22 protein-coding genes are annotated in these 23,141 nt (G+C 44.5%); 5 read left to right on the forward strand and 17 right to left on the reverse strand.

Annotated features, from left to right (window positions below):
• Nucleotides 1-4 precede the first annotated feature (4 nt).
• The 15 genes from trpD to J6I44_RS10170 form a co-directional block, all read right to left on the reverse strand.
• Nucleotides 5-1,039 (reverse strand): anthranilate phosphoribosyltransferase, encoded by a 1,035-nt coding sequence (trpD, locus tag J6I44_RS10100; protein ID WP_265765973.1) that lies wholly within the window; start codon nucleotides 1,037-1,039, stop codon nucleotides 5-7.
• 43 nt (nucleotides 1,040-1,082) lie between these two features.
• A complete protein-coding gene (locus J6I44_RS10105; RefSeq protein WP_265765974.1) occupies nucleotides 1,083-1,670 on the reverse strand; it encodes an anthranilate synthase component II in 588 nt (195 codons plus the stop codon).
• A 13-nt stretch (nucleotides 1,671-1,683) separates the two neighbouring features.
• Nucleotides 1,684-2,676 (reverse strand): tryptophan--tRNA ligase, encoded by a 993-nt coding sequence (gene trpS, locus J6I44_RS10110; protein WP_265765975.1) that lies wholly within the window; start codon nucleotides 2,674-2,676, stop codon nucleotides 1,684-1,686.
• Between the two features lie 247 nt (nucleotides 2,677-2,923).
• Nucleotides 2,924-4,387: an anthranilate synthase component I gene (trpE, locus tag J6I44_RS10115; protein WP_265765976.1), complete on the reverse strand. Its 1,464-nt coding sequence runs from the start codon at nucleotides 4,385-4,387 to the stop codon at nucleotides 2,924-2,926.
• Nucleotides 4,388-4,663: 276 nt separating this feature from the next.
• Nucleotides 4,664-5,494 (reverse strand): CDP-diacylglycerol--serine O-phosphatidyltransferase, encoded by an 831-nt coding sequence (pssA, locus tag J6I44_RS10120; RefSeq protein WP_265765977.1) that lies wholly within the window; start codon nucleotides 5,492-5,494, stop codon nucleotides 4,664-4,666.
• A gap of 1 nt (nucleotide 5,495) precedes the next feature.
• Nucleotides 5,496-6,146 (reverse strand): phosphatidylserine decarboxylase family protein, encoded by a 651-nt coding sequence (locus tag J6I44_RS10125; RefSeq protein ID WP_265765978.1) that lies wholly within the window; start codon nucleotides 6,144-6,146, stop codon nucleotides 5,496-5,498.
• 11 nt (nucleotides 6,147-6,157) lie between these two features.
• On the reverse strand, nucleotides 6,158-7,498 hold the full coding sequence (rseP, locus tag J6I44_RS10130; protein WP_265765979.1) for an RIP metalloprotease RseP: 1,341 nt from the start codon (nucleotides 7,496-7,498) through the stop codon (nucleotides 6,158-6,160).
• A gap of 18 nt (nucleotides 7,499-7,516) precedes the next feature.
• A complete protein-coding gene (locus J6I44_RS10135) occupies nucleotides 7,517-8,665 on the reverse strand; it encodes a 1-deoxy-D-xylulose-5-phosphate reductoisomerase (protein ID WP_265765980.1) in 1,149 nt (382 codons plus the stop codon).
• Between the two features lie 102 nt (nucleotides 8,666-8,767).
• On the reverse strand, nucleotides 8,768-9,667 hold the full coding sequence (locus tag J6I44_RS10140) for a histone deacetylase family protein (RefSeq protein WP_265765981.1): 900 nt from the start codon (nucleotides 9,665-9,667) through the stop codon (nucleotides 8,768-8,770).
• 23 nt (nucleotides 9,668-9,690) lie between these two features.
• A complete protein-coding gene (gene pgeF, locus J6I44_RS10145; RefSeq protein ID WP_265765982.1) occupies nucleotides 9,691-10,455 on the reverse strand; it encodes a peptidoglycan editing factor PgeF in 765 nt (254 codons plus the stop codon).
• Nucleotides 10,436-11,296 (reverse strand): shikimate dehydrogenase, encoded by an 861-nt coding sequence (aroE, locus tag J6I44_RS10150; protein WP_265765983.1) that lies wholly within the window; start codon nucleotides 11,294-11,296, stop codon nucleotides 10,436-10,438. Before aroE ends, pgeF begins: the two co-directional genes overlap by 20 nt.
• 76 nt (nucleotides 11,297-11,372) lie before the next feature.
• A complete protein-coding gene (locus tag J6I44_RS10155) occupies nucleotides 11,373-11,876 on the reverse strand; it encodes an SRPBCC family protein (protein WP_265765984.1) in 504 nt (167 codons plus the stop codon).
• 488 nt (nucleotides 11,877-12,364) lie between these two features.
• Nucleotides 12,365-13,594, reverse strand: a complete 1,230-nt coding sequence (locus J6I44_RS10160) for an exo-alpha-sialidase (RefSeq protein ID WP_265765985.1) — start codon at nucleotides 13,592-13,594, stop codon at nucleotides 12,365-12,367.
• Nucleotides 13,595-13,953: 359 nt separating this feature from the next.
• Nucleotides 13,954-14,565, reverse strand: a complete 612-nt coding sequence (gene tmk / locus J6I44_RS10165) for a dTMP kinase (RefSeq protein WP_265765986.1) — start codon at nucleotides 14,563-14,565, stop codon at nucleotides 13,954-13,956.
• A gap of 246 nt (nucleotides 14,566-14,811) precedes the next feature.
• Entirely contained in the window at nucleotides 14,812-15,531 is a 720-nt protein-coding gene (locus J6I44_RS10170; RefSeq protein WP_265765987.1) for a PspC domain-containing protein, read from the reverse strand.
• 219 nt (nucleotides 15,532-15,750) lie between these two features.
• Between J6I44_RS10170 and can the strand changes: the two genes are divergently transcribed.
• The 3 genes from can to J6I44_RS10185 are packed head-to-tail and all read left to right on the forward strand — an operon-like array spanning nucleotide 15,751 to nucleotide 18,031.
• Complete coding sequence (gene can / locus J6I44_RS10175; RefSeq protein ID WP_265765988.1) at nucleotides 15,751-16,371, forward strand: carbonate dehydratase; 621 nt, start codon at nucleotides 15,751-15,753, stop codon at nucleotides 16,369-16,371.
• 7 nt (nucleotides 16,372-16,378) lie between these two features.
• Nucleotides 16,379-16,846 (forward strand): TspO/MBR family protein, encoded by a 468-nt coding sequence (locus J6I44_RS10180; protein ID WP_265765989.1) that lies wholly within the window; start codon nucleotides 16,379-16,381, stop codon nucleotides 16,844-16,846.
• A gap of 12 nt (nucleotides 16,847-16,858) precedes the next feature.
• Nucleotides 16,859-18,031, forward strand: coding sequence for a lycopene cyclase family protein (locus tag J6I44_RS10185; RefSeq protein ID WP_265765990.1), 1,173 nt, complete (start codon nucleotides 16,859-16,861; stop codon nucleotides 18,029-18,031).
• A gap of 1 nt (nucleotide 18,032) precedes the next feature.
• Here J6I44_RS10185 and J6I44_RS10190 read toward each other — a convergent pair whose 3' ends face one another.
• Together J6I44_RS10190 and J6I44_RS10195 are read right to left on the reverse strand one after the other, a co-directional pair.
• A complete protein-coding gene (locus J6I44_RS10190) occupies nucleotides 18,033-19,088 on the reverse strand; it encodes an AI-2E family transporter (RefSeq protein ID WP_265765991.1) in 1,056 nt (351 codons plus the stop codon).
• Nucleotides 19,089-19,193: 105 nt separating this feature from the next.
• A complete protein-coding gene (locus J6I44_RS10195) occupies nucleotides 19,194-19,901 on the reverse strand; it encodes a PIG-L family deacetylase (RefSeq protein WP_265765992.1) in 708 nt (235 codons plus the stop codon).
• Nucleotides 19,902-20,171: 270 nt separating this feature from the next.
• Here J6I44_RS10195 and J6I44_RS10200 point away from each other — a divergent pair, with 270 nt between their 5' ends.
• Both J6I44_RS10200 and J6I44_RS10205 read left to right on the forward strand, forming a co-directional pair.
• Entirely contained in the window at nucleotides 20,172-20,699 is a 528-nt protein-coding gene (locus J6I44_RS10200) for an ankyrin repeat domain-containing protein (RefSeq protein ID WP_265765993.1), read from the forward strand.
• Nucleotides 20,700-20,746: 47 nt separating this feature from the next.
• Nucleotides 20,747-22,999, forward strand: coding sequence for a tetratricopeptide repeat protein (locus J6I44_RS10205; protein WP_265765995.1), 2,253 nt, complete (start codon nucleotides 20,747-20,749; stop codon nucleotides 22,997-22,999).
• Nucleotides 23,000-23,141 lie beyond the last annotated feature (142 nt).

The raw sequence follows: 23,141 nt of genomic DNA on the forward strand, positions 1-23,141 counted from the left end.
CCGACTACTCCTCCAGGGCGGCTTCGTTTGTCGCTTCTACGTATTGCTCAAGGGCTTTCTGCGCAGCTCCTGAATCCAGGCTCTCTTCTGCCAGCTCTTTGGCCTCCGTCAGATGATCTACTTTCCCTGCGGCATGAATACCAAATGTAGCGTTAAGCAAAATAATGTTTCGTTGAGCCTCTTTTGCTTTCCCTGCCATTATGGATCGAATAATCTCAGCATTTGTTTCAGCATCGCCTCCTTGCAGGTCCTCCATCTCAACCCAATCAAACCCAAGGGAGCGGGGATCAAACGTAGTGGCCTTCTTAACCAACTTTCTATTAAGTTCAAAAATTTCCGTCTGCGCATTCAGGCTTACTTCATCCAGCCCGTCATGAGCATTCAGCGTATAGGCAAAGTCAGTATCCAAATTCGCTAAAATACGAGCGATTTTCCACGCTATATCTTTACTGTAGGCCCCAATCATCTGCCGCTGTACACCCGCAGGGTTTAGCAAAGGCCCCAAAATATTGAAAAAGGTCCGAATGCCCAGCGTGCGACGTGCTTTCATCACATGCTTCATAGCCGGATGAAAATTAGGGGCAAACATAAAGACCAGCCCAATTTCTTCAAAAACCTGCTCTACCTGTTCTTTATGGAGATCAACAACACCACCTAAAACTTCTAAGACGTCTGCACTACCACTTTTACTGGAGACGCTGCGATTCCCATGCTTCAACACCGGCACTCCCGCCCCGGCAACAACAAACATAGAAGCCGTTGAAATGTTGAATGTACCCGATGAATCACCACCGGTTCCACACAGGTCGATAGCACCGTTCACCTCAACTTCCGGCTTGATGGATGCTTCTCTCATCACTTTGACAAATGCTGTGAGCTCTTCAATGGTTTCTCCCTTCATACGCATACCGGTTAAAAATCCGGCCACACGTTCATCCTCTACCTTGCCAGAGATAATCAGCTGCAATGCTCTCTCGGCTTCTTCCGAAGATAGATCGCCATGGTAAATCAGCTTATCTAAAATTTCACTAAAACCCATAATCTTTTATATACTATGAAGTTAATTGTTTTATCTAAATTTATTATACCCTTTGCTTTGGATGTACTTTCTGTTCAAGCCAGTTTTTAATGATGTTTACTCCTTCGACCGTGAGTATACTTTCCGGATGAAACTGTATCCCTTCGATAGGGTATTTATGATGCCTGACTCCCATGATAATCCCGTCATCACTCCGTGCTGTTACTGCCAGCTCATCAGGTATGCTATCGGGATCCAGAATTAAAGAATGGTAACGTGTAGCCGTAAAATGATTAGGAATGCCTCTAAAAACAGACTGATTGTCGTGCTCAATAGTAGATGTTTTTCCATGCATCAACTTGGGGGCATGAATTATCTTACCGCCAAACACTTCGCCAATAGCCTGATGCCCCAGGCAAACGCCTAAAATTGGGATCTCAGTGCCCAACTCTTTTACGACGGGCTCAGTAATGCCGGCATCAGCTGGACGCCCCGGACCAGGCGAAATCAGGATCTTATCCGGATTTAACTGCCGAACTCCCTCCACCGTTAGCGCATCGTTGCGCACCACCCGATAGTCGTCGGTATGCCGCGCCACGATGTCAACCAGGTTATAAGTAAAAGAATCGTAGTTGTCGATGATCAATATCATAATACTGCCTTCATTAATTACTGGAATAGGTATAGCTTTTCATGAGTCCTGTAACCTCACGGATAGGCTCCATGACCTCCTCGGCACGTTCCCGGGCTTTTTGGCCGCCTTCTTTTAAGATATCTCTGACGGTATCCAGATCATTAGCCAATTCTTTCCGATTAGCGCGTGCTTCAGCGAAATACTCTTCAATCATACCCAAAAGCTCATTTTTTGCATGTCCGTAGCCATATCCACCGGCCCGGTACTTCTCGGCAATCTCTTGCTTTTTGCTTTCATCAGCAAATAGCTTAATAAGCGCAAACACATTACAACTCTCCGGATCTTTGGGCTCGTCAAGTGGTGTGGAATCAGTTTCTATCGACATCACCTTTTTCTTTAACGTCTTGCCCTCATCAAAAATATCGATGGTATTTCCATAAGATTTGCTCATTTTCTGACCATCAACGCCGGGCACCACCGCTACTGATTCAACAATATGCTCTTCGGGAAGCTTTAGATATTCATCCCCGTAATTGTGGTTGAACTTACCGGCCAGGTCGCGACAAATTTCAATATTCTGTTTCTGGTCCTGCCCTACCGGCACCAGGTCCGAATGATAAATCAGGATATCGGCGGCCTGCAGAATGGGATAAGTAAACAATCCAATATTCGGCTTGGCGCCCTGGGCTACCTTATCTTTATAGGCCACCCCTTTTTCCATCAAGCTCACCGGAGAAAAGGTGCCTAAAATCCATGCTAATTCCGTAACCTGCGGTACGTCGCTCTGTGCAAAAAAAGTGCACTTTTGGGGATCAAGCCCCAAGGCAAGGTAATCAAGGGCGATATCAATAGTATTATTCCGGATTTCTTCCCCCTCATTTATGGAGGTCAACGAATGGTAATTGGCAATAAAATAAAAGGCATCTCCTTGCTCCTGCATCTGGATATGCTGACGGAGTGCCCCAAAATAGTTGCCAAGGTGTAATTTTCCAGATGACTGTATGCCCGATAAAATGGTTTTCATGAGTACAAAATTAACTCTTGGTTAATGTTTCAGTATGTATAAACGCGTTTAGTGGTCGATAACAACTTTCTTGTCATCCTGAACTTGTTTCAGGATCTCCTAAAGCTGAGAAACGTTGATATAAGTTGGAAGCAGATCAATGTACACTACCACCACGAGATCCCGGATCGGAGTCCGGGATGACAAGAGAGTTATATGTTATTTATTGCCACTGAATTCAATTGGCAAATGCAATGATAGTTAATTTCTAATCCCTTATTGACAACGCCACACTGAGCGCCTCCACCAGCGCGCCGGCTTTATTCTTGGTCTCAATATATTCTTTCTGGGGATCACTGTCTGCCACAATTCCAGCTCCTGCTTGTATGTAAACTTTCGAGTCTGTTACCAGCATGGTTCGAATCACAATGCAGGTGTCCATGTTACCGGAAAAGTCAAAATAGCCCACAGCGCCCGCATAAGGACCACGCTTTGTGGGTTCCAGTTCGTCAATAATTTCCATAGCCCTAATTTTGGGTGCGCCACTGACTGTTCCGGCCGGAAAGCACTGCATAAGCGCATCCACCGAAACTTTATCGTCAGCCAGCTTCCCCTTCACATCAGAGACGATGTGCATGACGTGGGAGTAACGTTCTATTACCTGCTCTCGGACCGGTTTAACCGTGCCCGGCTGACAAACCCTGGACAGATCGTTCCGCCCCAGGTCCACGAGCATCACGTGTTCTGCAATCTCTTTAGGATCGTTCATTAGGTCTTCCTCAAATGCCCGGTCTTCTTCATCGGTCTGCCCACGGGGGCGAGTACCGGCAATGGGCAGCAGCTGGGCGGTTTCATCCTGCACGCGAACCAACACCTCCGGTGAGGAGCCTACGAGGGCAAAATCTTCGAAATCCAAAAAGAACAAGTATGGCGAAGGGTTAACCATCCGAAGTGCGCGATAAAGCATGAAGCGATCGCCCTCAAAGTCAGTTTCAAAACGCTGTGAAAGCACCACTTGGAAGATATCTCCCTCATAGACATATTCCTTAGCCTTTTCCACCATCTTCTCAAACTGCGACATTCCCACGTTGCTGTGAAGTTTATCCGGATCAATCGAGAATGACTTAGAAGTTGGTACCGGCTTATGGATCAGTTTCTCAAGCTCATCAAGGCGTTTTTGAGCCTGATTATACCGCTCATAAATATCGGAGGAGTCCTCCACAAATACGGTCTTGATAATGATAACCTGCTGCTTAACATGATCGAAGGCAAAGACCTCATCATAAAAAGCCCAAATAGCTTCAGGAACATCAATATCCTGCTCAGTGGTTTGGGGCAGATCTTCAATTTCCCGAACCGTATCGTAGGATGAAAAGCCAACAGCTCCACCGGTTAATCGAGGCAAATTAGGAAGATCGGGCTCGCTGTGTTGGGTCGTCAGGTCTTTAAGCGCTTCAAAATATGACTGATCTAGGGTGTCAATTTGTTCATCCTGCTGTAATGTTACTGCAGATCCATCATATTTTAATACCTGATACGGATCACGCCCCAAAAAGGAATAGCGGGCCAACTGCTCCCCCCCTTCAACCGATTCTAACAAAAAGGGATATTGCCCCTGTTGGCGAAGCTTTAGAAAGAGGGAAACCGGTGTTAAAACATCGGCCATCAATGGCCGATATACCGGAATTGCCGTATAATTTTTTGCTAATTTTTTAAACTCTTTGATATCCATATTGGTGCTCCTTTAATCAAAACCCGTTGAAAAATAAAAAAACCCACTCCAGTTTCCTGCAGTGGGTTCGTATAAAATTCTTTGTCGTAAATCTAACTCACAATCGTGCCACTGCCTGTATGTAGTTCAACACAGGCCACCACCAATTACTGTTTTTATGAGCTGATTTTTTCATGAGGCAAGAAGATAACAGCCGTTTTTCCTAAAAGCAAAAAAATAAATACTTCCACTTATTCTGTTCAAAATACTTACCCTACCTTAGTACCTCAGGATGTGTTAAAAAGGATCTTCTCCGGGTATATCGGGCCCATTACTAAATGCTTCCCGGTAAAATAGGATACCACCGATGATGATCCCCTTCAGCACAAAAGCTGAAAAGACAATCATTAATCCAACTTCCTGGAAAAAAAGGATAAGGATACCATAAAAAATAAAGAGGGCTAATTTCCCCTTATGCTTTTTGACGGATTTTTTATCAAAACTGGGTATTTTATCAAATGGAATAGTACTTACCATCAGGAATGAGAGGAGCACAATCACTGGAATCAATACCGTATTGAGTCCATATTTGAGATCCAGAAACATTTCCAGCCGATTGTAGAACGTAAGGTAAAAAGCAGATATCATAATGGCCTGCGCCGGAATAGGTAAGCCCTTAAAATAATCCTTGCGGCTTTCCTGGGTATCCACATTATAGCGAGCCAACCTTACAGCGCCGCAAAGCGGAGGCAATGCACTGAGAATGATGCCCACAAGTGGCATCTCTGCCAGGCCAAAGGTATAAAGTAAAAATCCAGGGGCTACCCCAAACGATACTACATCACTAATAGAGTCAAGCTCAATACCAAACTGGCTGGTTGCATTTGAAAGGCGCGCCATAAAACCATCCAGGGCATCAAAAAGCCCCGCAAAAACGATGAGCCAAGCCCCAAAGAAAAGTCGACCTTCCGATATGCTGATAATAGCCAAGAAACCACAAAAAAGATTCATCAACGTAAAAAAGCTGGGTACCACGATCCTTGGAATCGGTTTACGTGGCCGCCTTTTTTTCTTCCGTTCTTTCCTGCGACTTCGGAATTTCTTCCATTTCTGTATTGGGTATTTCATCTTAGGAGTTAATCGTAGCTAAAATTGTTTCGCCGGCTACCGCCTTATCACCTTCTTTTACATTAATGGCTATATCAGCCGGGACAAGTATATCCATTCTGGAACCGAATTTCATCATTCCAAAGCGTTTGCCTGCCTTAAGCTGGTCGCCTTTTTCAATATGATACACAATTCGACGGGCCAGAAATCCGGTAATTTGCCGAAAAAACACTTTGGTGCCCGTGACATGTTTAATTCCGAAGTCAGCGCGTTCGTTCAATTCGGAGGCTCTATGATCCCATGCCATAAGATACACTCCGGGATGGTATTCCAGAAATTCCAATTCCCCGCTAATTGGCAAACGATTAACGTGTACATCTAAAGGTGACAAAAAAATACTAATCTGTGTTGCAGGCCCCTGTATGTAGTAAGTCTCTTCAACTTCTTTAACCTGCACAACGTTTCCATCGGCGGGAGAAAGTACCAGGTTATCACCAGGCGTAATATTGCGATCGGGATCGCGGAAGAAATAAAGGATAAATGCTACCAACAGAATCATGCCTGCATAAATGATGTATGCCGTCCAGTGATCCATGTAGGAAGCCCCTACACTAACGATGACTGCAAATAGCGTCGTTACGAATATTGTGGTGTACCCCTCACGTGCAAACATAAATCTGATATTTAGCCGAATTGTCTGAGAATATCATTAAAAGTGGCAAAAATAATAATGCCAAGAAGGATCAAAAATCCGATCTGCTGCAGCCACATCCGTACTTTGGGAGACGGCTCCCGACGGGTGACCCCCTCATAGATTAAAAACATCAGGTGTCCGCCATCTAAAGCCGGAATGGGCAGAATGTTCATAATGGCCAGCGTAACGCTTAAAAAAGCCGTTATATTCCAGAAACCCAGCCAGCCGCTGCGGTCCGTAGCTTCTTTGGTTACATTGGCAATAGCAACCGGTCCACCGAGGCTTTCGCTCACGGCAAGTTCACCGGTAAACATTTTCTTAAATCCTTTTACAATACCCACCAAGGTAGAATTCGTGCGTTCTACCCCTTTATCGACCGATTCAAAGAGGCCATATCTGAAACTCTCAACCTCGAAAAGGCTATCTGTATTATTTGGGGCATATATACCGAGCTTATTGTCAGCGTCTGGCATTACGGTATAAGAAAGCATTTCTCCATTTCTGTTAACACCCAGAGTGAGCGAGTCTTCAGCACTGTTTATCATTTCAACAAGCTGCAACCAGTAACCCACTTCTTGGTTGTTTACTGATGTAATTTGATCTCCCGCTTTCAAGCCTGCTTTTTCGGCCGGACTTTCAGAAACTACGCTTCTTACTTTACTCGGCAAGAGGTTTTCCAAACCAATGAGTCCCTCTTTGCCAATATCGTTAATCATGCTATCAGCAATAGCGATCTGGGCTTGCTGTCCATTACGCAGAACGGTGTAACTTAAATCGGAAGCCATCACATTCTCCGGGGCAAACAGGTCATTAAAATACGGAACCTCTTCACCATTCACGCCCACCAGTTTATCACCAGTTTGGAAGCCCACCTGATCGGCCAAAGAGCCTTCAGCCACATAAATACCATTTATGCTATCCAGTTTTATCTTATTCTCTCCCATACTGTAGGTTATACCGGCATAAATAGCTACGGCTAAAATCATATTGAAGATGACTCCCGCTGTAATGACGACAATCCGCTGCCACACTGGTTTAGAGCGGAACTCCCACGGCTTGGGTTCTTCATCCAGATGATCGGTATCCATGCTTTCATCAATCATACCGGTAATCTTTACGTAGCCGCCCAATGGCGTAGCACCGATACAATAATCCGTTTCGCCCTTCTGGAAACCAAAGATTCGGGGCGGGAACCCTAATGAAAATCGTTCAACCCGCATACCGAAAAGCTTGGCTGCTAAAAAGTGACCCAGCTCATGGACAAATACCAGTATAAGCAGGGCCGCTGCAAAAATTGCGAGTGTTGATAATAAACCTAAAATCCATTCCATGAAATATATCTGTACTGTTTAAATAGTTCGTGCCAGATCCCTGGCTTGTTTATCAATGTTCTTGAGAGTATCTAACGAAAGAGTTGCCGAATTGTTTAGTTCTTCCAAACAAGAACTAATAATTTTGGGAATCGTAATATACGAAATTTCGCTATCTAAAAATCGACTTACGGCTACTTCGTTGGCCGCATTCAAGATAGCTGGTGCCAGTCCGCTGGTTCGGGCAGCCTCAAGAGCTAATCCCAGACAGGGAAATCGGTCGTAGTCGACCGGTTCAAAGGTCAAATCAAAAGCTTGTTGCCAATCCAGCCGTGGCACCTCCAGCGGTTCCCGATCAGGATAGGTAAGTGCATATAAAATAGGCACCTTCATCGTAGGTGGTCCCAATTGCGCTTTGCTGGAGCCATCATTAAATGTTACTACCGAGTGAATGATACTTTGCGGATGAACGACTGCTTCAATGCGTTCCAACGGGATATCGAATAGCCAATGGGCTTCAATAATTTCAAGGCCTTTGTTCATCATCGTTGCCGAATCGATGGTAATTTTCGCTCCCATCGACCAATTGGGATGATCCAATGCATCTTCTACCGTTATTTTTTGCATCTGTTCTTTAGTCCAGGTGCGAAAAGGGCCACCGCTGGCCGTAATCACCAGCTTTTCTACATTTTCCACCTCTTCCCCCACCAGGCACTGCAACATTGCGCTGTGTTCAGAATCTACCGGAATTAGTTGGTCCTGACGATCTCCGATAATATCTTTGATCAATCCACCACCCACTACCAATGATTCCTTGTTAGCCAACGCCACTCTTTTCCCTGACCTCAAAGCTTCTATCGTTGGCGCAAAGCCGCTGAAACCGACTAAGCTATTGAGAATCACATCAGCTTCATCCAGAGAAGCCAGATCCAAGAGATCACTTCTCTTGCAAAGTAACGTGGTCTCAGAATGAGTTATGGCCTTTTCAAGGTTTTTTAGATGCTTTTTCTGCGCTGCAAAAGCGTAGGCTGGGCGAAACTCATTGACCTGTTCAGCCAGCTTTTGCCAACTGCTGTTGCAACTGAGCGCCAATACTCTAAATTGATCGGGATGCTGGCGAAATATTTCTAATGCCTGCATACCGATCGATCCGGTAGAACCAAGTATGACGATGTTTTTAGGACTCAAAAATCTTGTATTTCAGTTCAAAAGAGTTCCGAAGATAGACAAAAACCTATACAAGTCAGAATTGAATTCTGCCCTGTGTCGGACGTTTATCAAAACGTTACATTAATTCAGTAATTGTTGTGCTGTCTCAAACATTAGTGCGTGTGCCAACACGGTCTTCTTTAAGGTTGGCGCATACCCACCGGAAAGCAGAAGAACCAGCGGCACATCGTGGCTTATTACTTTTCGGATGACGATTTCATCACGATTCTGCAAGCCGTTAAGCGTAAGAGCAAGTCGGCCAAAGTGATCACTTTCCAATGGATCTATTCCTCCTAAATAAAACACTAAATCCGGCTCAAATTCTTCAAAAATATTATCCAGGGCGTCTCCGAGCGTATTTAGATACGTTTCGTCTTTGGTGCCATCCGGCAGACCAATATCCAGAGAAGAAGGCGGCTTATTAAAGGGATAATTCTTGGCTCCATGCAGTGAAAACGTAAACACATCCGGATTTTCTTTAAAAATTTCGGCCGTCCCGTTCCCCTGGTGTACGTCGCAGTCTATAACCATAATTTTTTGGGCCCACATCGATTGCCGCAATACCTGGATGGCTACCGCCACATCGTTATAAACGCAAAAACCTTCTCCAAAATCGGGCATAGCGTGATGGGTGCCACCCGCCAGGTTCCCTGCAATACCATCCTGCAAAGCCATCAAGGCGGCATTGATGGTGCCCTGTACGGCCAGCCGTGACCGGAGTGCTAACCGCCTGGACCATGGAAGCCCCAACCGGCGCTTTTCTTTATCATTGAGCGTGCCCTCTTCAATACCATTCGTATATCGATTGGTATGCACCGTGCAAAGACTGGTGATATCAACGGGTGAGGGCGCAACGATATCACTTTCATGGATGATATCCTGTTCAATTAGATACCGATGAAGTCCGGTAAACTTTTTCATCGGGAAAATATGGTCATCCGGAATCGGTGCATAATAGCCCGGTGCAAAGGAAACTCTCACAGTATCTAATCTTCAGGTTATCATTATCTTGAAATCTGGATGATGCCCATCATCCGGCCGCTTCTCTCGCCCTCGCGACGATAAGAGTAAAATTTTTGGGCATTCTCGATGGTGCACGCCGGATGAATCTCAATACTTTCCTCATTTAATCCCTCATCCACCAGTTGTGTATGGAGAAAGCCCTTCAGATTGACATGGGGCTTGGTATAACTATCCCAATCCACATACTTATCCGGAAACTGTTCGGCCACTTCCGGGCCAACTTCAAAATTTTGTAGTGAAATACATGGGCTGATAAACGCTCGCAACTGTTCCCTTTTAGCTCCTTGCTGAAGCATTAACGCAATGCCTCTCGGCACAATATCTGATACCGTTCCCCGCCACCCTGCGTGAAATGCTCCAATCACATAATTAATAGGATCCCAAATCAAGACCGCCGCACAGTCTGCTACCTGTATAGCAAGTGTAAGACCGGGTAGCGTGGTAACAAGACCATCGGTAGATGAATAGGTTCCCCCTTCGCTAACTACCTGTACCCTGTTGCTATGTACCTGATCGGCATAGGCCACCCATTCCGAATCGAGGTTCAATTCAGACAACAGCAGTGACCGATTTTGGGTCACTGCCGCCTCCGAATCAAGAGTGTTAAAGCCCAAATTCAAACCGTTAATTCTACTTTCTGGAAAATAGTGGTGCTCATTTTTAAACGTGAACCAGATGTTAATAGATTCATCCTGATCCAACATTGAGGGCTGTATAAGCGAAAGTTTAGTGCTGGAACTGCTCATGTAACAGGTTGCGAATTTTTTCAATGGGAAAAGATCGGCCGGTCCAATGTTCAAAGGAGCGGCTGCCTTGCTGTATTAACATTTCTAATCCCCCGATCGTTGTTGCTCCTGCTTCTTCGGCCAACTGCAAAAACTTTGTCTGCAAGGGATTATAGACGATGTCATAACAGACGCTATCCGATACATAATGCGCTTCCTGTTCATCGACCGGCGAAGTATCTACCTTGGGATCCATTCCTAACGGTGTAGCATTTACAAAGAGGCTGGTTTCGGAAGCATATGAGGGCCATGCATCATACGAAATGACAGAAACGTGATCGTGAGCAGAAAAAGCATCCGAACGGGATGGATTCCTTGAAACGAGATAAACCTCTTGCATCCCGATTTCGCTGAGAGCCGCCACCAAAGCCCGGGAAGCCCCACCTGTTCCAAAAATGATTGCTCTGCCGCCTTCAAGGGACCCAATATAAGACTGCAGAGGGTCCAAAAAGCCACCTACGTCCGTATTGAATCCTTTTACCCGGTAACCTTCTTTTACAATAGTATTAACAGCCCCAATGGCCTGTGCCGTGGGATCCACGGTATCAAGATAGTCGGCTATGAGCTGCTTGTAGGGGATAGTAATATTGGCCCCTAAAAAAGCATCGTAATTTAAATAGGAAGCCAGCTGGCTTAGCTCATTTGACTGTAACTGAATAGCGTAGTAACGGGCATCAATATTATAAAACTCAAGCGCAGTATTATGCATCTGGGGAGACAGACTGTGCTCAACAGGGTTCCCAAACAACACATAATGTGGGTTTTGAGCCTTATTACTCTTCAAGAAAGAAGATAAGGTCATGATAAATCAAAAATATGTTGACAAAAAAAATGCGCACTTCAAAAAGTGCGCATTTAAATTATAAAGAAGTTAGTGGCTATGCAGCGGCCTCCTCTTCTTCGGCCTCAGCTTCAATTGCGGCTTCCATTTCAGCAAGCGTCGCATCTACTTTTTCTTTAAAAGTATTAGATTCGGCTTCTTCCTTAAAGCGCTGCAGGTCTTTTTTCATTTGTGCTGGTAGCCCCTGAATGAACTTAGCCAATTCTTCATCCGGCTCCCCATAGAACGTTCGATAATCAAGGCTGAAATCGACACGTGTACGTTCACCGTTATCAAGGGGAGTAAAGCGGATCGTTCCGGTTTGATTTAGATTACCATTAATTGTAATCCATGCAAACCGTGTGTTGCGCAAGTTGTCAATGATATTTGTGGTCCAATGGAATTCTTCGCCTCCCATTAGAGTTGCGAACTCAAAAGTTTGAGAATTTACTTTATTAACTCGATCGATTCGTTCAAAGAAGTGAGGAAAGTAGGTTGGATCACTTAAATATTCATATACTTTGGCTAAGGGCAGGTCAACATCAATTCTTTCGTGCGCCATAATTGTATGTACTTCGAGATTGGTTAAAGTTACTAATTGAAACGATGAAAAAGAAGATTTTTCCAGTTCGAAAGTAGGATTCACCCACAATGCGATAAAATTACACATTTTTTGCCTAATCAGCAATTAATTTCGCGTTAAATATCGGGGCGATTTTTTAATAAATTTAGCACATCAAAGAAGTATCAATAAAAATCCTGCCATCACTGCTTTTCCTGCTAAAAATTTAATAGGGGTAACCCTTTAAGCCGTGCATCTTTACAGCTGGTGACATCCCAAAATAGATAAATCGTACGGCTGGTTGCAGAATTATAAAACCTCGCGCTGAATTAGTGATACAGAAAAAAAGACATTGGGGTACCACATTTTTATAGGATGGGAAGCCATAGATACCATTGTTCCGTTTGGATCAAAAATACCAGCTCTGGGAAATCCGGTTCCGACGCCTATTCCGATATAAAATTACTTACTCATCTTTAGCAAAGGCTTTATTTATACCTATCCGGATCAACTATAGTGGCGGCGATATAGCGATAGGGTTCCGCATCCTCTTGCAGGGCATTATTCCAGTAGTATATCACGACTAATTTGCCGTCCGAACGCTGAATCATCCGGGGATAGCCTACATCTTTGGTTGCCCCGTCTCCGCTTCGAAGGGTTATTTCATTGCTCCAGGTTTTTCCTTCATCTTCACTTATCTTCAGGTGAACTCTTGATCCATAGTCACTACGATAAATGTAGGCTAAGGCAAATCGACCATCATCCATTTTTACCAGCGCCGGAGGAGAGCCTCCATTACCCGTATCAAAGACGGGATTGGTTTCTTCCTGCCATGAGTTCCCATTATCCGTTGATCGAAACGCTTTTAAGAAATCGCGGCGTGGCTCTGGTTCCCGGCTTCGCATTACTGTAAACAATTCCGTCGAAGATAACCGAACGGTAGAAGGCATAATGTCAAAACCTTCTGGTTCTTCCCCAATCCATGAAACACGCTCCCAGGTCAGCCCTCCATCCGTGGTCCTGATATGTGCCACCCGGCCCTCCCGGCCATTCTCTTTGGCAGCATTAACAAAAGTACTCAGTTCTTGCGGCCCATCTACTAAATAGTCTGTACGGGTCCCAATGCCATGGGTATCAAGATCCGGAAAATTATATGGTCCATGCCATTGATGACCTCTGTTATTCGAATAATAATATATTGAAGGACCATTATGATAGTTATCTCTCATCCACGTGATGATGAAACCCGGGTTCGTGAAGTCTTCCATCGGTTCTTTAAGATCGACAGGCTCTTCTGACTCTTCATCAGACAAATTATTATCATAAGCCCAACCTGTTTGGCCAATATCATATGCATCTACAATATCCCATGTGAGTCCTCCATCCAAACTGCGGGCATATTTATTGCGAGTTGTTTTCTTATCGTAAGTATGAAAACCTTCTGTTTCTTTATGGGCAGCTTCGACAAATCCGACAAGTATTTCATCTCCCCAGCTCCATATTCCATTATTAGCCGGCCATCCGGCAAACCGTCCCTCCTCATAATAAACTTTTAAATGTTTGATCCCCGTATCTTTTCCTGTTGGAACGGTAAGATCCGGATTGTTATAGCTGAGACGTGTTAGTGTATCAAGTTTTTTTTCTGATTTTTTCTCCTGCGTACGATCAGTCGTATCCACTTGTAAAATGAAAGGTTCTATACCTTTTCCCAATTCCACATGCTTGACAGATTCTGCCTTTACAATCCCTGAAGGTATTAGCAGAAGTGTTATCAAATAGATGTGTATATGCGATAAATATGGTTGCATGTTAATTGATTCAGTCATTATTCTTTTTAGTGATAATTAATTTTTCAATATATCGCTGTTGGTCATCCAAATCCTGGATTTTCTTTACTTTCAAATGGTCAACTTTGAGGGAAGCTTACAGCTCCCAGTAGAATAATCGTTCCACGTAGCGGGCGCTCCATTCCACAGCCCCCTGCTCACTTCGAAGGCCATTTACGGTTTTTCCATGAGGCGGCTTACATCTATTGCCTATTGTACACTTTCTGATAGGTACATCTTAGTTATAGATCTTATCGCTGAGAGAAGTGGGTCTGTACCTGCTTCCAAATTTTCTTCTTTACTTCCTCTTCGGATTCCATAGCATCAATGGTAAAGAAGCGTTCGTGAGAAGCGGCCATCTCATCAAAACCGGTTATCACTTTCTGAAAGAAGTCATCCCCTGCCTGTTCCATACGGTCTTTCTGTTTTTTAGCAATCCGTTTTTTGGCCTCCCCTAACGGTACCTTCATATAAATTGTCAGGTCCGGCGTTCGTTTGTGGCTGGCAATACGATTTAGATAAGCAATTTCTTCCAAGGGAACTGACTGTCGGCCATAGCCCTGGTAAGCCGTGGTAGAATCAAAGAAGCGATCCAATATGACCACCGCACCGCCTTCCAATGCAGGCAAGAGCTTTTCAGCGACCAGCTGCGAGCGTGCCGCGGAAAAAAGCAACAACTCCGTTACGGAATCCACCTTGTAGTCCGGGTTCAATAAAATGTCCCGAACTCGCTCCGAAACCTCGGGCCCACCCGGATCCCGAAAGACCTCAACCCGTGCCCCCTCTCGTTCAAGTGCTTCCTTCAAATGGCCCATTTGTGTTGACTTGCCACTTCCATCGATTCCTTCAAATGTTATAAACACGTAAGTATAATTAGCTCAGATTTTCAATTTTGAGCTTTAAATATAATAATCATCTTTGGCCCAACGAACTGGAATATTGATTAACCTATTTAGGAATCAACGTTGCATACCTTGTCTATTGATATGCCACAAGGACTTTCTTAGATCAAAATAGCTTATCCGAGGAGGGATCTCACACGTTGATATATGCCGTGCCCACCTCCAAGGGGTATTACTCCCGATGCTTTTACTACTGATAATCCCTAATTAAAAATCATACCGATACTTCTTTTGATCTTCCGTAGGTTCTTTGTCGAGAGCGAAAGCCAATGCAATATACAATAGTAGCGAGGTTCCGGAACCAGCAAAAAATGTTACCACAAACAGTAGGCGGACTACTGTTGTGCTGATTCCAAAATATTTAGCTAAACCGCTGCAAACCCCGGAGATCTTTTTATCACTTCGGGATTTATACAGCTTCTTCTCTTCGCGATAGCCATAGCGATCAAACTGGTATTTACTGCCCTTGTGTCGTTGTTTACGCTCTTTGTTGCCAAGATCATTGTTTAATGTAAAATCTCCCTTTTCTGTATCAACATCATCTGCTTCAAAATCATACCGATACGATTTTTGCCGCTGCTCTTCTTGTCTTTTCTGTCGCTTTTGGGCCTGTTTTTCCTTTTTCCGATCGCCTACAAAAAAGCCAAAACCGACGAGGGTCACCAATACTCCACCAACGAATGGCAATATGGTCACAAGATTTGTTAAATCCGGACCAATACTTAACCCGATGGTCTGCACCATAGCAAGCATTCCCACAAAAAACATTGCAATCCCTGCAATAGTGGCGAAGTTCCAGATATTTGGACTTTCCTTCTTTTCATCTTCCAAAAATTCATCCAATGTATTCTGAAGTTCATGCTCTTCAAAATCCATCAGCGAATCGAACGATTGAGTACTACTATGTGATCTTGTCTTAGCTGCCATAATATTGTTTTCTTGTTTTAAGACCTTATACGATGATAAGTCTCCTTTGTTACAAGATAGAGAATAAACCTTTAAGTGTTACCCAGTCTAAAAAGAATGCTTGCCCTTGCAACTGAACATTCTAATGTGTAGGCTAAGGTGGAATTTTTCAAATTTTATTACTTGGTTCTTACTACAGAAATTTAACACTAATAAACTACAATAAATAAAGAATACATCGTGGCAAACATAGAAGAGCTATTACAAAAAAATGCAACGTGGTCATCGCGCATAAAAGAAGAAGACCCCGACTTTTTTAAGCAGTTGGCAGAAGGACAGAACCCCGATATCCTCTGGATTGGTTGTTCCGACAGCCGGGTGCCCGCCAATCAAATTGTAGATTTACCGCCCGGAGAGCTATTCGTTCACCGTAACATCGCCAATGTTGTTGTGCATACAGATCTTAACTGCTTATCCGTTGTACAGTATGCCGTTGAGGTATTGGAGGTTGATCATATCGTCGTTTGTGGCCATTATGGCTGCGGTGGTGTTAAAGCCGCTATGGATGACCAGGATCATGGGCTGATTGATAATTGGCTGCGTCACATTAAGGATGTGAACCGGTTGAATGCTGAACGTCTGGAAGGACTTTCTCACGATGAAAAAATCAACCTGCTCTGTGAACTGAACGTTAAAGAACAGGTAATCAATGTTAGCAGTACCACTATTGTTCAAAACGCCTGGAAACAGGGAGCCGATCTCTCCGTTCACGGACTTATTTACGGCCTCGAAGATGGTCAGCTCAAAAATTTAGATATGAGTGTCCGTTCAGTAGCTGAACTGGAAGAAAAATATTCTTAATTATTGGATGACTACTTCCAAAAAAATAATCGTACTTATCGGCTGGATTACGCTTTGTAGTCTGGCCGGTATTTTTGGTGCTCAATTCGAGCCCGGGCAATGGTACGAGCTGTTGCAAAAGCCGGCCTGGACACCCCCCGACTGGGTTTTCCCGGTGGTTTGGCCTATTCTTTATCTTCTTATGGGTATATCTGCCTGGTTTATATGGAAAAAGCCCTCCACATCACTCTTCCAAAAAGAATTTCGCTGGTTCTACCTGCAGCTTTTACTCAATGCTCTTTGGTCCTGGTTGTTCTTTGGATTGCATCTTATTGGTTTGGCCTTAGCAGAGATTATGCTCCTTTGGGGAGCTACCTTCACTGTTATAGTACTATTTTATAAAAAAGATCGGATCGCAGGTATTTTGCTCATTCCTTATCTCATTTGGGTGAGCTACGCATCGGCCCTGACATTTGCTATCTGGCAGTTAAATTAACATATACTGCTTATGGACCCTGAATACGATTATATTATAGCAGGTGGTGGCGCTTCTGGGCTCTCATTGGCCTGGCAGTTGCTTAACTCCCCGTTAAAAGATCGTAAGGTTTTAATCGTCGATGCCGACCTCACACCGAAGAATGACAAGACTTGGTGTTTCTGGCATCCGGGCATCCCCCCCTTCTCTGATATCATCCATAAAAAATGGTCCTCCATTGAAATTGGAATCTCCAATGACCACTTCTCTCAGCAGGTTGAACAATACCCTTACTACGGCTTACGAAGCATCGACCTAAAGCAAAAAGTTTTGAAGGCCATAAGAGATCATGCCCATTTCGACCTGTTAGAAAGTTCGGTCGTAAAATTCACCTCCCTGCCCTCTGAACAATCAGCCCTATTGCATACTGAGGATGCTACCTTTAAAGCTTCTTATATTTTCCAGAGCTGCTTTGCCCCCACGGAAATTCATAAATCCGATATTTGCTATCCGCTCAAACAACATTTCCTGGGCTGGGAACTGACGATCGATACCCCTCTCTTCGACGATAGCACTTGTACCCTCATGGATTTTGATGAATCCTTTACCGATGGGGTGGCTTTCATGTATATCCTACCATGGCGTGCTACCTCCGGTCTTTTTGAATATACCGTCTTCTCGGATCAGCTGCTCTCTAAAGAATTTTATGAAGAAAAAATAAGGCTTTACCTGCACAATCGATATAACCTCAGACCTATTGATTATGAAGTAACACGTCGCGAATACGGTGTTATTCCCATGCAAGATCAGCCTGTTATTTCCTGGTATAAACCCCGGATTTTAAACATTGGCACACAGGGTGGACTCACCAAGCCATCCACCGGTTACACTTTTACCCGTATTCAAAACCAAGCCAAAGCTATTGTGGATCAACTGATCGCTAACGGATCTCCTGAACCTCCCTCCCCCTCTAACTTACGCTTCAAGGCTTATGACCTGTGGCTTTTGCATATTTTATACAACCATCCAGCGGAGGCACGCCAGATTTTCCATGATCTTTTCAAAGGAAATTCCATGGACCAGGTATTCAAATTTCTAAATGAAGACACCACCTTAATGGAAGACTTAAAAATCATGGGGTCTCTTCCCTATCGTCCCTTTCTTAAAGCTCTATGGGCTACCCGCAAACGCCTCCAGGAAATATAAGTTATTCATAATATTTCTGGGAGTCTCCCAACAGGTAACCAAACGGTTTTAGCTGATCTACCTGGTCAAACAGGTGTTTTAAGATTCCCACGAAAGGCACAAATAAGATCATGCCGGAAATGCCCCAGAGCTCCCCTCCGATAAGTAAGGCCACCAGGGCAATCATGGGATTGATACTTACCCGCGAGCCGATAATATTAGGCGTAATAAAATTACCTTCTAAAAATTGGACTGTGGCAAAGACCGCAATAACTGCTAATGGATCAAAAAGAGAATCCATAAACAGCAGTGCAAAAATTATGGCCGGCAGGCTGCCTATGATAATGCCGATATAGGGGATTACGGCAAGTAAAGCTGCAAAAATCGCAAAAAATAGCACATGCGGGATACCAACGATCCACAGGCCGATAGCATTGAGCAGTGCCAGCAAGAAAATCACGGTCATCATGCCAACAATATAATTCTGGGTAACACTCTGTATGCCGCTGATGATGGCATTTACAAACTCATCATCTTCATTCCATAGCTTGTGAAAAAAGGTGCGATACATGTTTTTGTAATACATCATAAAAAACACAAAAATGGGTAATAAACCCATAGTCGCAAACATACTGGTTGTGGCTCCTAATGCGGTACTTAAGTACTCGCCACTTCTATTTACAACGGTAGATAGTCCCTGCTCCAGGAATTGAAGCTGACGTTCCGGAGAAATATTAAAAGTGTTCTCGAAAAAAGTCAGGATGTCGTTACTGACCGTTTGTATCTGCTGGTTGGCTTCGGGCAGACGATCAGCAAACTGGACTAACTGAATGGAGAGCAATGAAATAATTCCCCCCAATACGGCGAATAGCAGTACCATACTGATGATGATAGCCAATATGCGGTTAATCTTAACCTTCTCCAGCCATCGGCTTACCGGTTCAAGCAGCATAGCGATGAGTGCTGAAAAGGCTAAAGGCATAAGAATAAATTTGCCGTATGATAGTAGTATAAAAAGCAGTACCAGGCCAAATAAAATAATCGTCCCTTTCAACCAAACAGGATAGGTTTTAGTCATATTTCTAATAGTTATCTATAGATTGCTATTTGTAAGGCGTTGCCTTTTTATATAAACCTGAGACCATTGTAACTCATTATTGTAGGCTTTTTACAAAGCCTGTGCTTAGTCCAGTTGATCCGTAATATCGCCTAACGGCGGATCAAATTCTTCCTGGAAAATTTCAAAAGGCACACGTTTGCCAACTTCATCTTTTACGTTGCTGTCTTCAATAACCTGCTGGTAGGTTTCGTAACAATCCAGCGCATCAAGGAACTTTTGGTAATCTTCATCATTGGCTTCTACCCAGCAATCAATCTCCCCTTCGGCCGAAGATGAAAGCTTGAACTTTCCCTGGCCTTCCTCCTCATTAAAATGAGTGAAAAAGGCCAGGCGCCTGGGATATTGCTTACCCGCTCGTTTTAAATCACAGTACAGGCGTTTCACTACGGCGTGACTAACCAGGTGATCTTCAAATCCGCTGATGCCATGTACCGCGTAGGTGACCAGCACATCCGGCTTTAGGCTTTCTACATGATCCCGGATTACCCCTTCAATACGCTGTGGATCCAATTCCTTAAGACCGCTGTCGGGCAGATCCAATACTTCCATACCACTTAATCCCAGCACTTCTTCCACACACTGCATTTCTTTAAAGCGTATAGCACCCATCTCTTTTTTGGTTATGCCCAAGCGGAACCGCTGCTTGGTGGCCTCCCCTTTGGTCAGGGTAAGCAAATAGACTTCATGGCCTTTGCGAAGCTGGGCCGCCATAGCTGGTGCCGGACCAAATGATTCATCATCGGGATGGGGGAAAACATAGAGTATTTTCATAGTTAATTTAGGGACTGGTTAAGATTCTGTAAAAGAAATATTTTCTATCGATAGAATATCATAATATCAGTTGCGCAACAGAGGTAATTTCCTTAAGTAAGGATAATGAAAATTATAATGCTATTTAAAAGGTTTTAACTGATTCGCGTGCACAAAATTCAATCACATTTTTTTACGGAACTATTGCATAAAAGATACCTTTTTTTATCACTGAGTGTTGTTCTAATAGCCTCCTTATCGCTAGCTGCATGCAATGGATCAGACCAAACAATGTCCAAAGATTCAGCGCCCTCTCAGGAACAACAAGCAACAGCATCGGTAACGGCTCAAAACGTACGCGATGCGGCATTCAATGGTAATATTGAGCAGGTTCGCAAGGCCATACAACAAGAGATCGATATTAATGAAGCAGATCAGGCCGGACGAACAGCTCTTATGCTGGCATCCTTCAATGGTCACACCCAAATTGTCCAATTGCTTTTGAAGAACGGGGCAACAATTGATGACCGCAATACTGATGGACGAACAGCCCTTATCTTTGCAGCCAGCGGCCCTTTTGCGGATACGGTGAAGCTTCTGTTGGAGAACGAAGCAGATCCTAATGCTACCGACTCCGTTGATGGTTGGTCTGCCCTGATGTTTGCCGCTGCAGAAGGACACCAAGAGGTGGTTCAGGCGCTGCTTGAAGCGAATGCTGATCCTGCGCTCCAAGATAAAGAAGGCGATACCGCTATCGATTTCGCTCAAAATAATAATCATCCTGAAGTTGCAAACCTCCTCAAAAAAGAAGCTAATTAGCCAAAGCATATAATCCCCTGAAACACGGTTAGCACTACTCAGATATAATGAATCGCTCCTATCTCCTCATTCTTATTATCGGACTTTCTCTGGGAATAGGCATCGCCTACAGTTGTACGTACTCTGGCGAAGATTCCGGTTCTCAATCATCAGCAAAGTCTTCTCCGAATCAATTTGTGGGCGATGAAGCCTGTGCTTCTTGCCATGCCGACCAGACCACTTCCTGGAAAGAATCACACCATGACTATGCCATGAAGAAGGCTACGGAAGTGTCGGTGCGGGGTAATTTTAATAATACTACTTTTACCCATAATGGAGATCAGTATCGCTTTTTCCAGGCAGATTCGCTTTTCATGGTCGAAGCCCCCGGCCCGGATGGCAATATTAACGAATACCATGTTACACACACCTTTGGATGGACCCCCCTTCAGCAATATCTGATCGATTTTGGACAAGGTAAACTCCAGGCGTTAAATATTGCCTGGGATACCCAGAAGGAAGAATGGTTTGCCTTAAATCCGGAGCAGGATACCCAGCATGGCGACTGGCTGCACTGGACCGGCGGAGCCATGAACTGGAATACAATGTGTGCCGATTGCCACTCCACAAACTTGCAAAAGAATTACATCGCAGAGGCTGATTCCTTCCACACCACCTGGTCGAACATCAACGTAAGCTGTGAGGCTTGCCACGGTCCGGGAAAGCAACATGTTGACTTTGTGCAATCGGAAGAGGTGAAAGATGCAACCATTGAGCGAATCCGGGAAGACCTTCGCTTAACCCAAAATACCCCCCAGGTTGAGCAAATCAACCAGTGTGCCCAATGCCACGCCCTGCGCGAAGAAGTTACCGGCGATTACCAACACAGCGGCAATTTTTTAGATCACTATAATCCAACGCTTCCCCATCCGGATCAGTACTTTGCCGATGGACAAATTCGGAGTGAAGATTATGTTTATGGGTCTTTTTTACAGAGTAAAATGTTCAACGAAGGCGGGGTGAAATGTAATGATTGTCACGATCCGCACAGCCTGGAACTCAAGGCCAATGTGACTGATAACAGCCTCTGTATGCAGTGCCATGAGCCTCGCTATAACACCATAGAACATCACAAACATCAGGTTAATACCGAGGCCTCCCAGTGTATCAACTGTCATATGCCCGGCCGCTATTATATGGAAGTAGATTTTCGACGTGATCACAGCTTCCGCGTCCCCCGACCTGATTTAAGCGCCCAATTTGAAACGCCCAATGCCTGTAACAACTGTCATGAAGACGAATCTGCCCAGTGGGCCGCAGACGCTGTAGAAGAATGGTACGGCCCCAACCGTCCGGATCATTTTTCTGAAACGCTGGTCCGGGCTGATTCCGTGGGCGCTGATGCTATTCCCCAGCTCAAAAAGCTTATTGGGGATACTGCTCGTCCGGATATTGCCCGGGCAACAGCGGTGTGGTACCTGGGACAATTCCCCGACCAGCAGAGTATGGATATTCTCGAGCAAACACTAAACGACGAAAATCCCTTGGTTCGCAATAGCTCCGCCCGGACGCTGGCATCCTTGCCCCCCGAGATGAAGCTACCCATTTTACAAGATGCGCTGGATGACTCAGTACGTGCCGTCCGTGTTGCCGCCGCCGAAGGCTTAGCTGAATTTTCTGCTGCTGACATCACCTTCAACTTAAAAAGTCATTTTAATGATGCCCTCGCTGAATACAAACAATACCTAAATGCCAGTCAATACTTTCCTCAGGGACAGATGAACCGTGGGCAATACTTTGAGAAACAAAATCAACCTCAAAAAGCCATTGATGCCTATCAAAAGGCGCTGCAGAGGGATCCTTATTTTAATGCCGCCCGGATAAACCTGGCCTATATCTATAATGGTCAGGGTAACAATACGGAGGCCAAACAATTATTAGAAACCGTCATTAAGCAGGAGCCTCAATACGGGCCTGCCCACTATTCGCTGGCGCTCTTACTGGCAGAAGGAAAACAGCTACAACGGGCGCTCTCCCACTTTGAGAAAGCCGCTACCCTGATGCCTGCGAATACAAGAGTTCGCTACAACTGGGCCATCAGCCTGCAACAGCTTAATCGTCCGGAAGAAGCCGAAGAAATCTATCTTGAAGCCATCAATATTGCCCCGGATAACCCCGAATACCGTTACGGCATTTGTACGCTGTATATCCAGCAAAAACAATATCAAAAAGCCTTACCACACGCCCAGAAACTCGTGGAACTGCAACCTCAAAACAGCCGGTTCCGACAGCTCCTTGAGATGGTTAAGCAACAGAATTAGAAATTTACTTCCTGTATAAAGGATGGACATGTAGGACGGGTTGTCAACCCCTCCAGCTGACCTACATGGATTGATTTTACTTCGCTGTATCAAGCAGCTTTCAGATATTTGCCTATTTATTGAATAACTCATTTTAATTGAC

The organism is Fodinibius salsisoli, assembly GCF_026229185.1.
GTDB classification, from domain to species: domain Bacteria; phylum Bacteroidota; class Rhodothermia; order Balneolales; family Balneolaceae; genus Fodinibius; species Fodinibius salsisoli.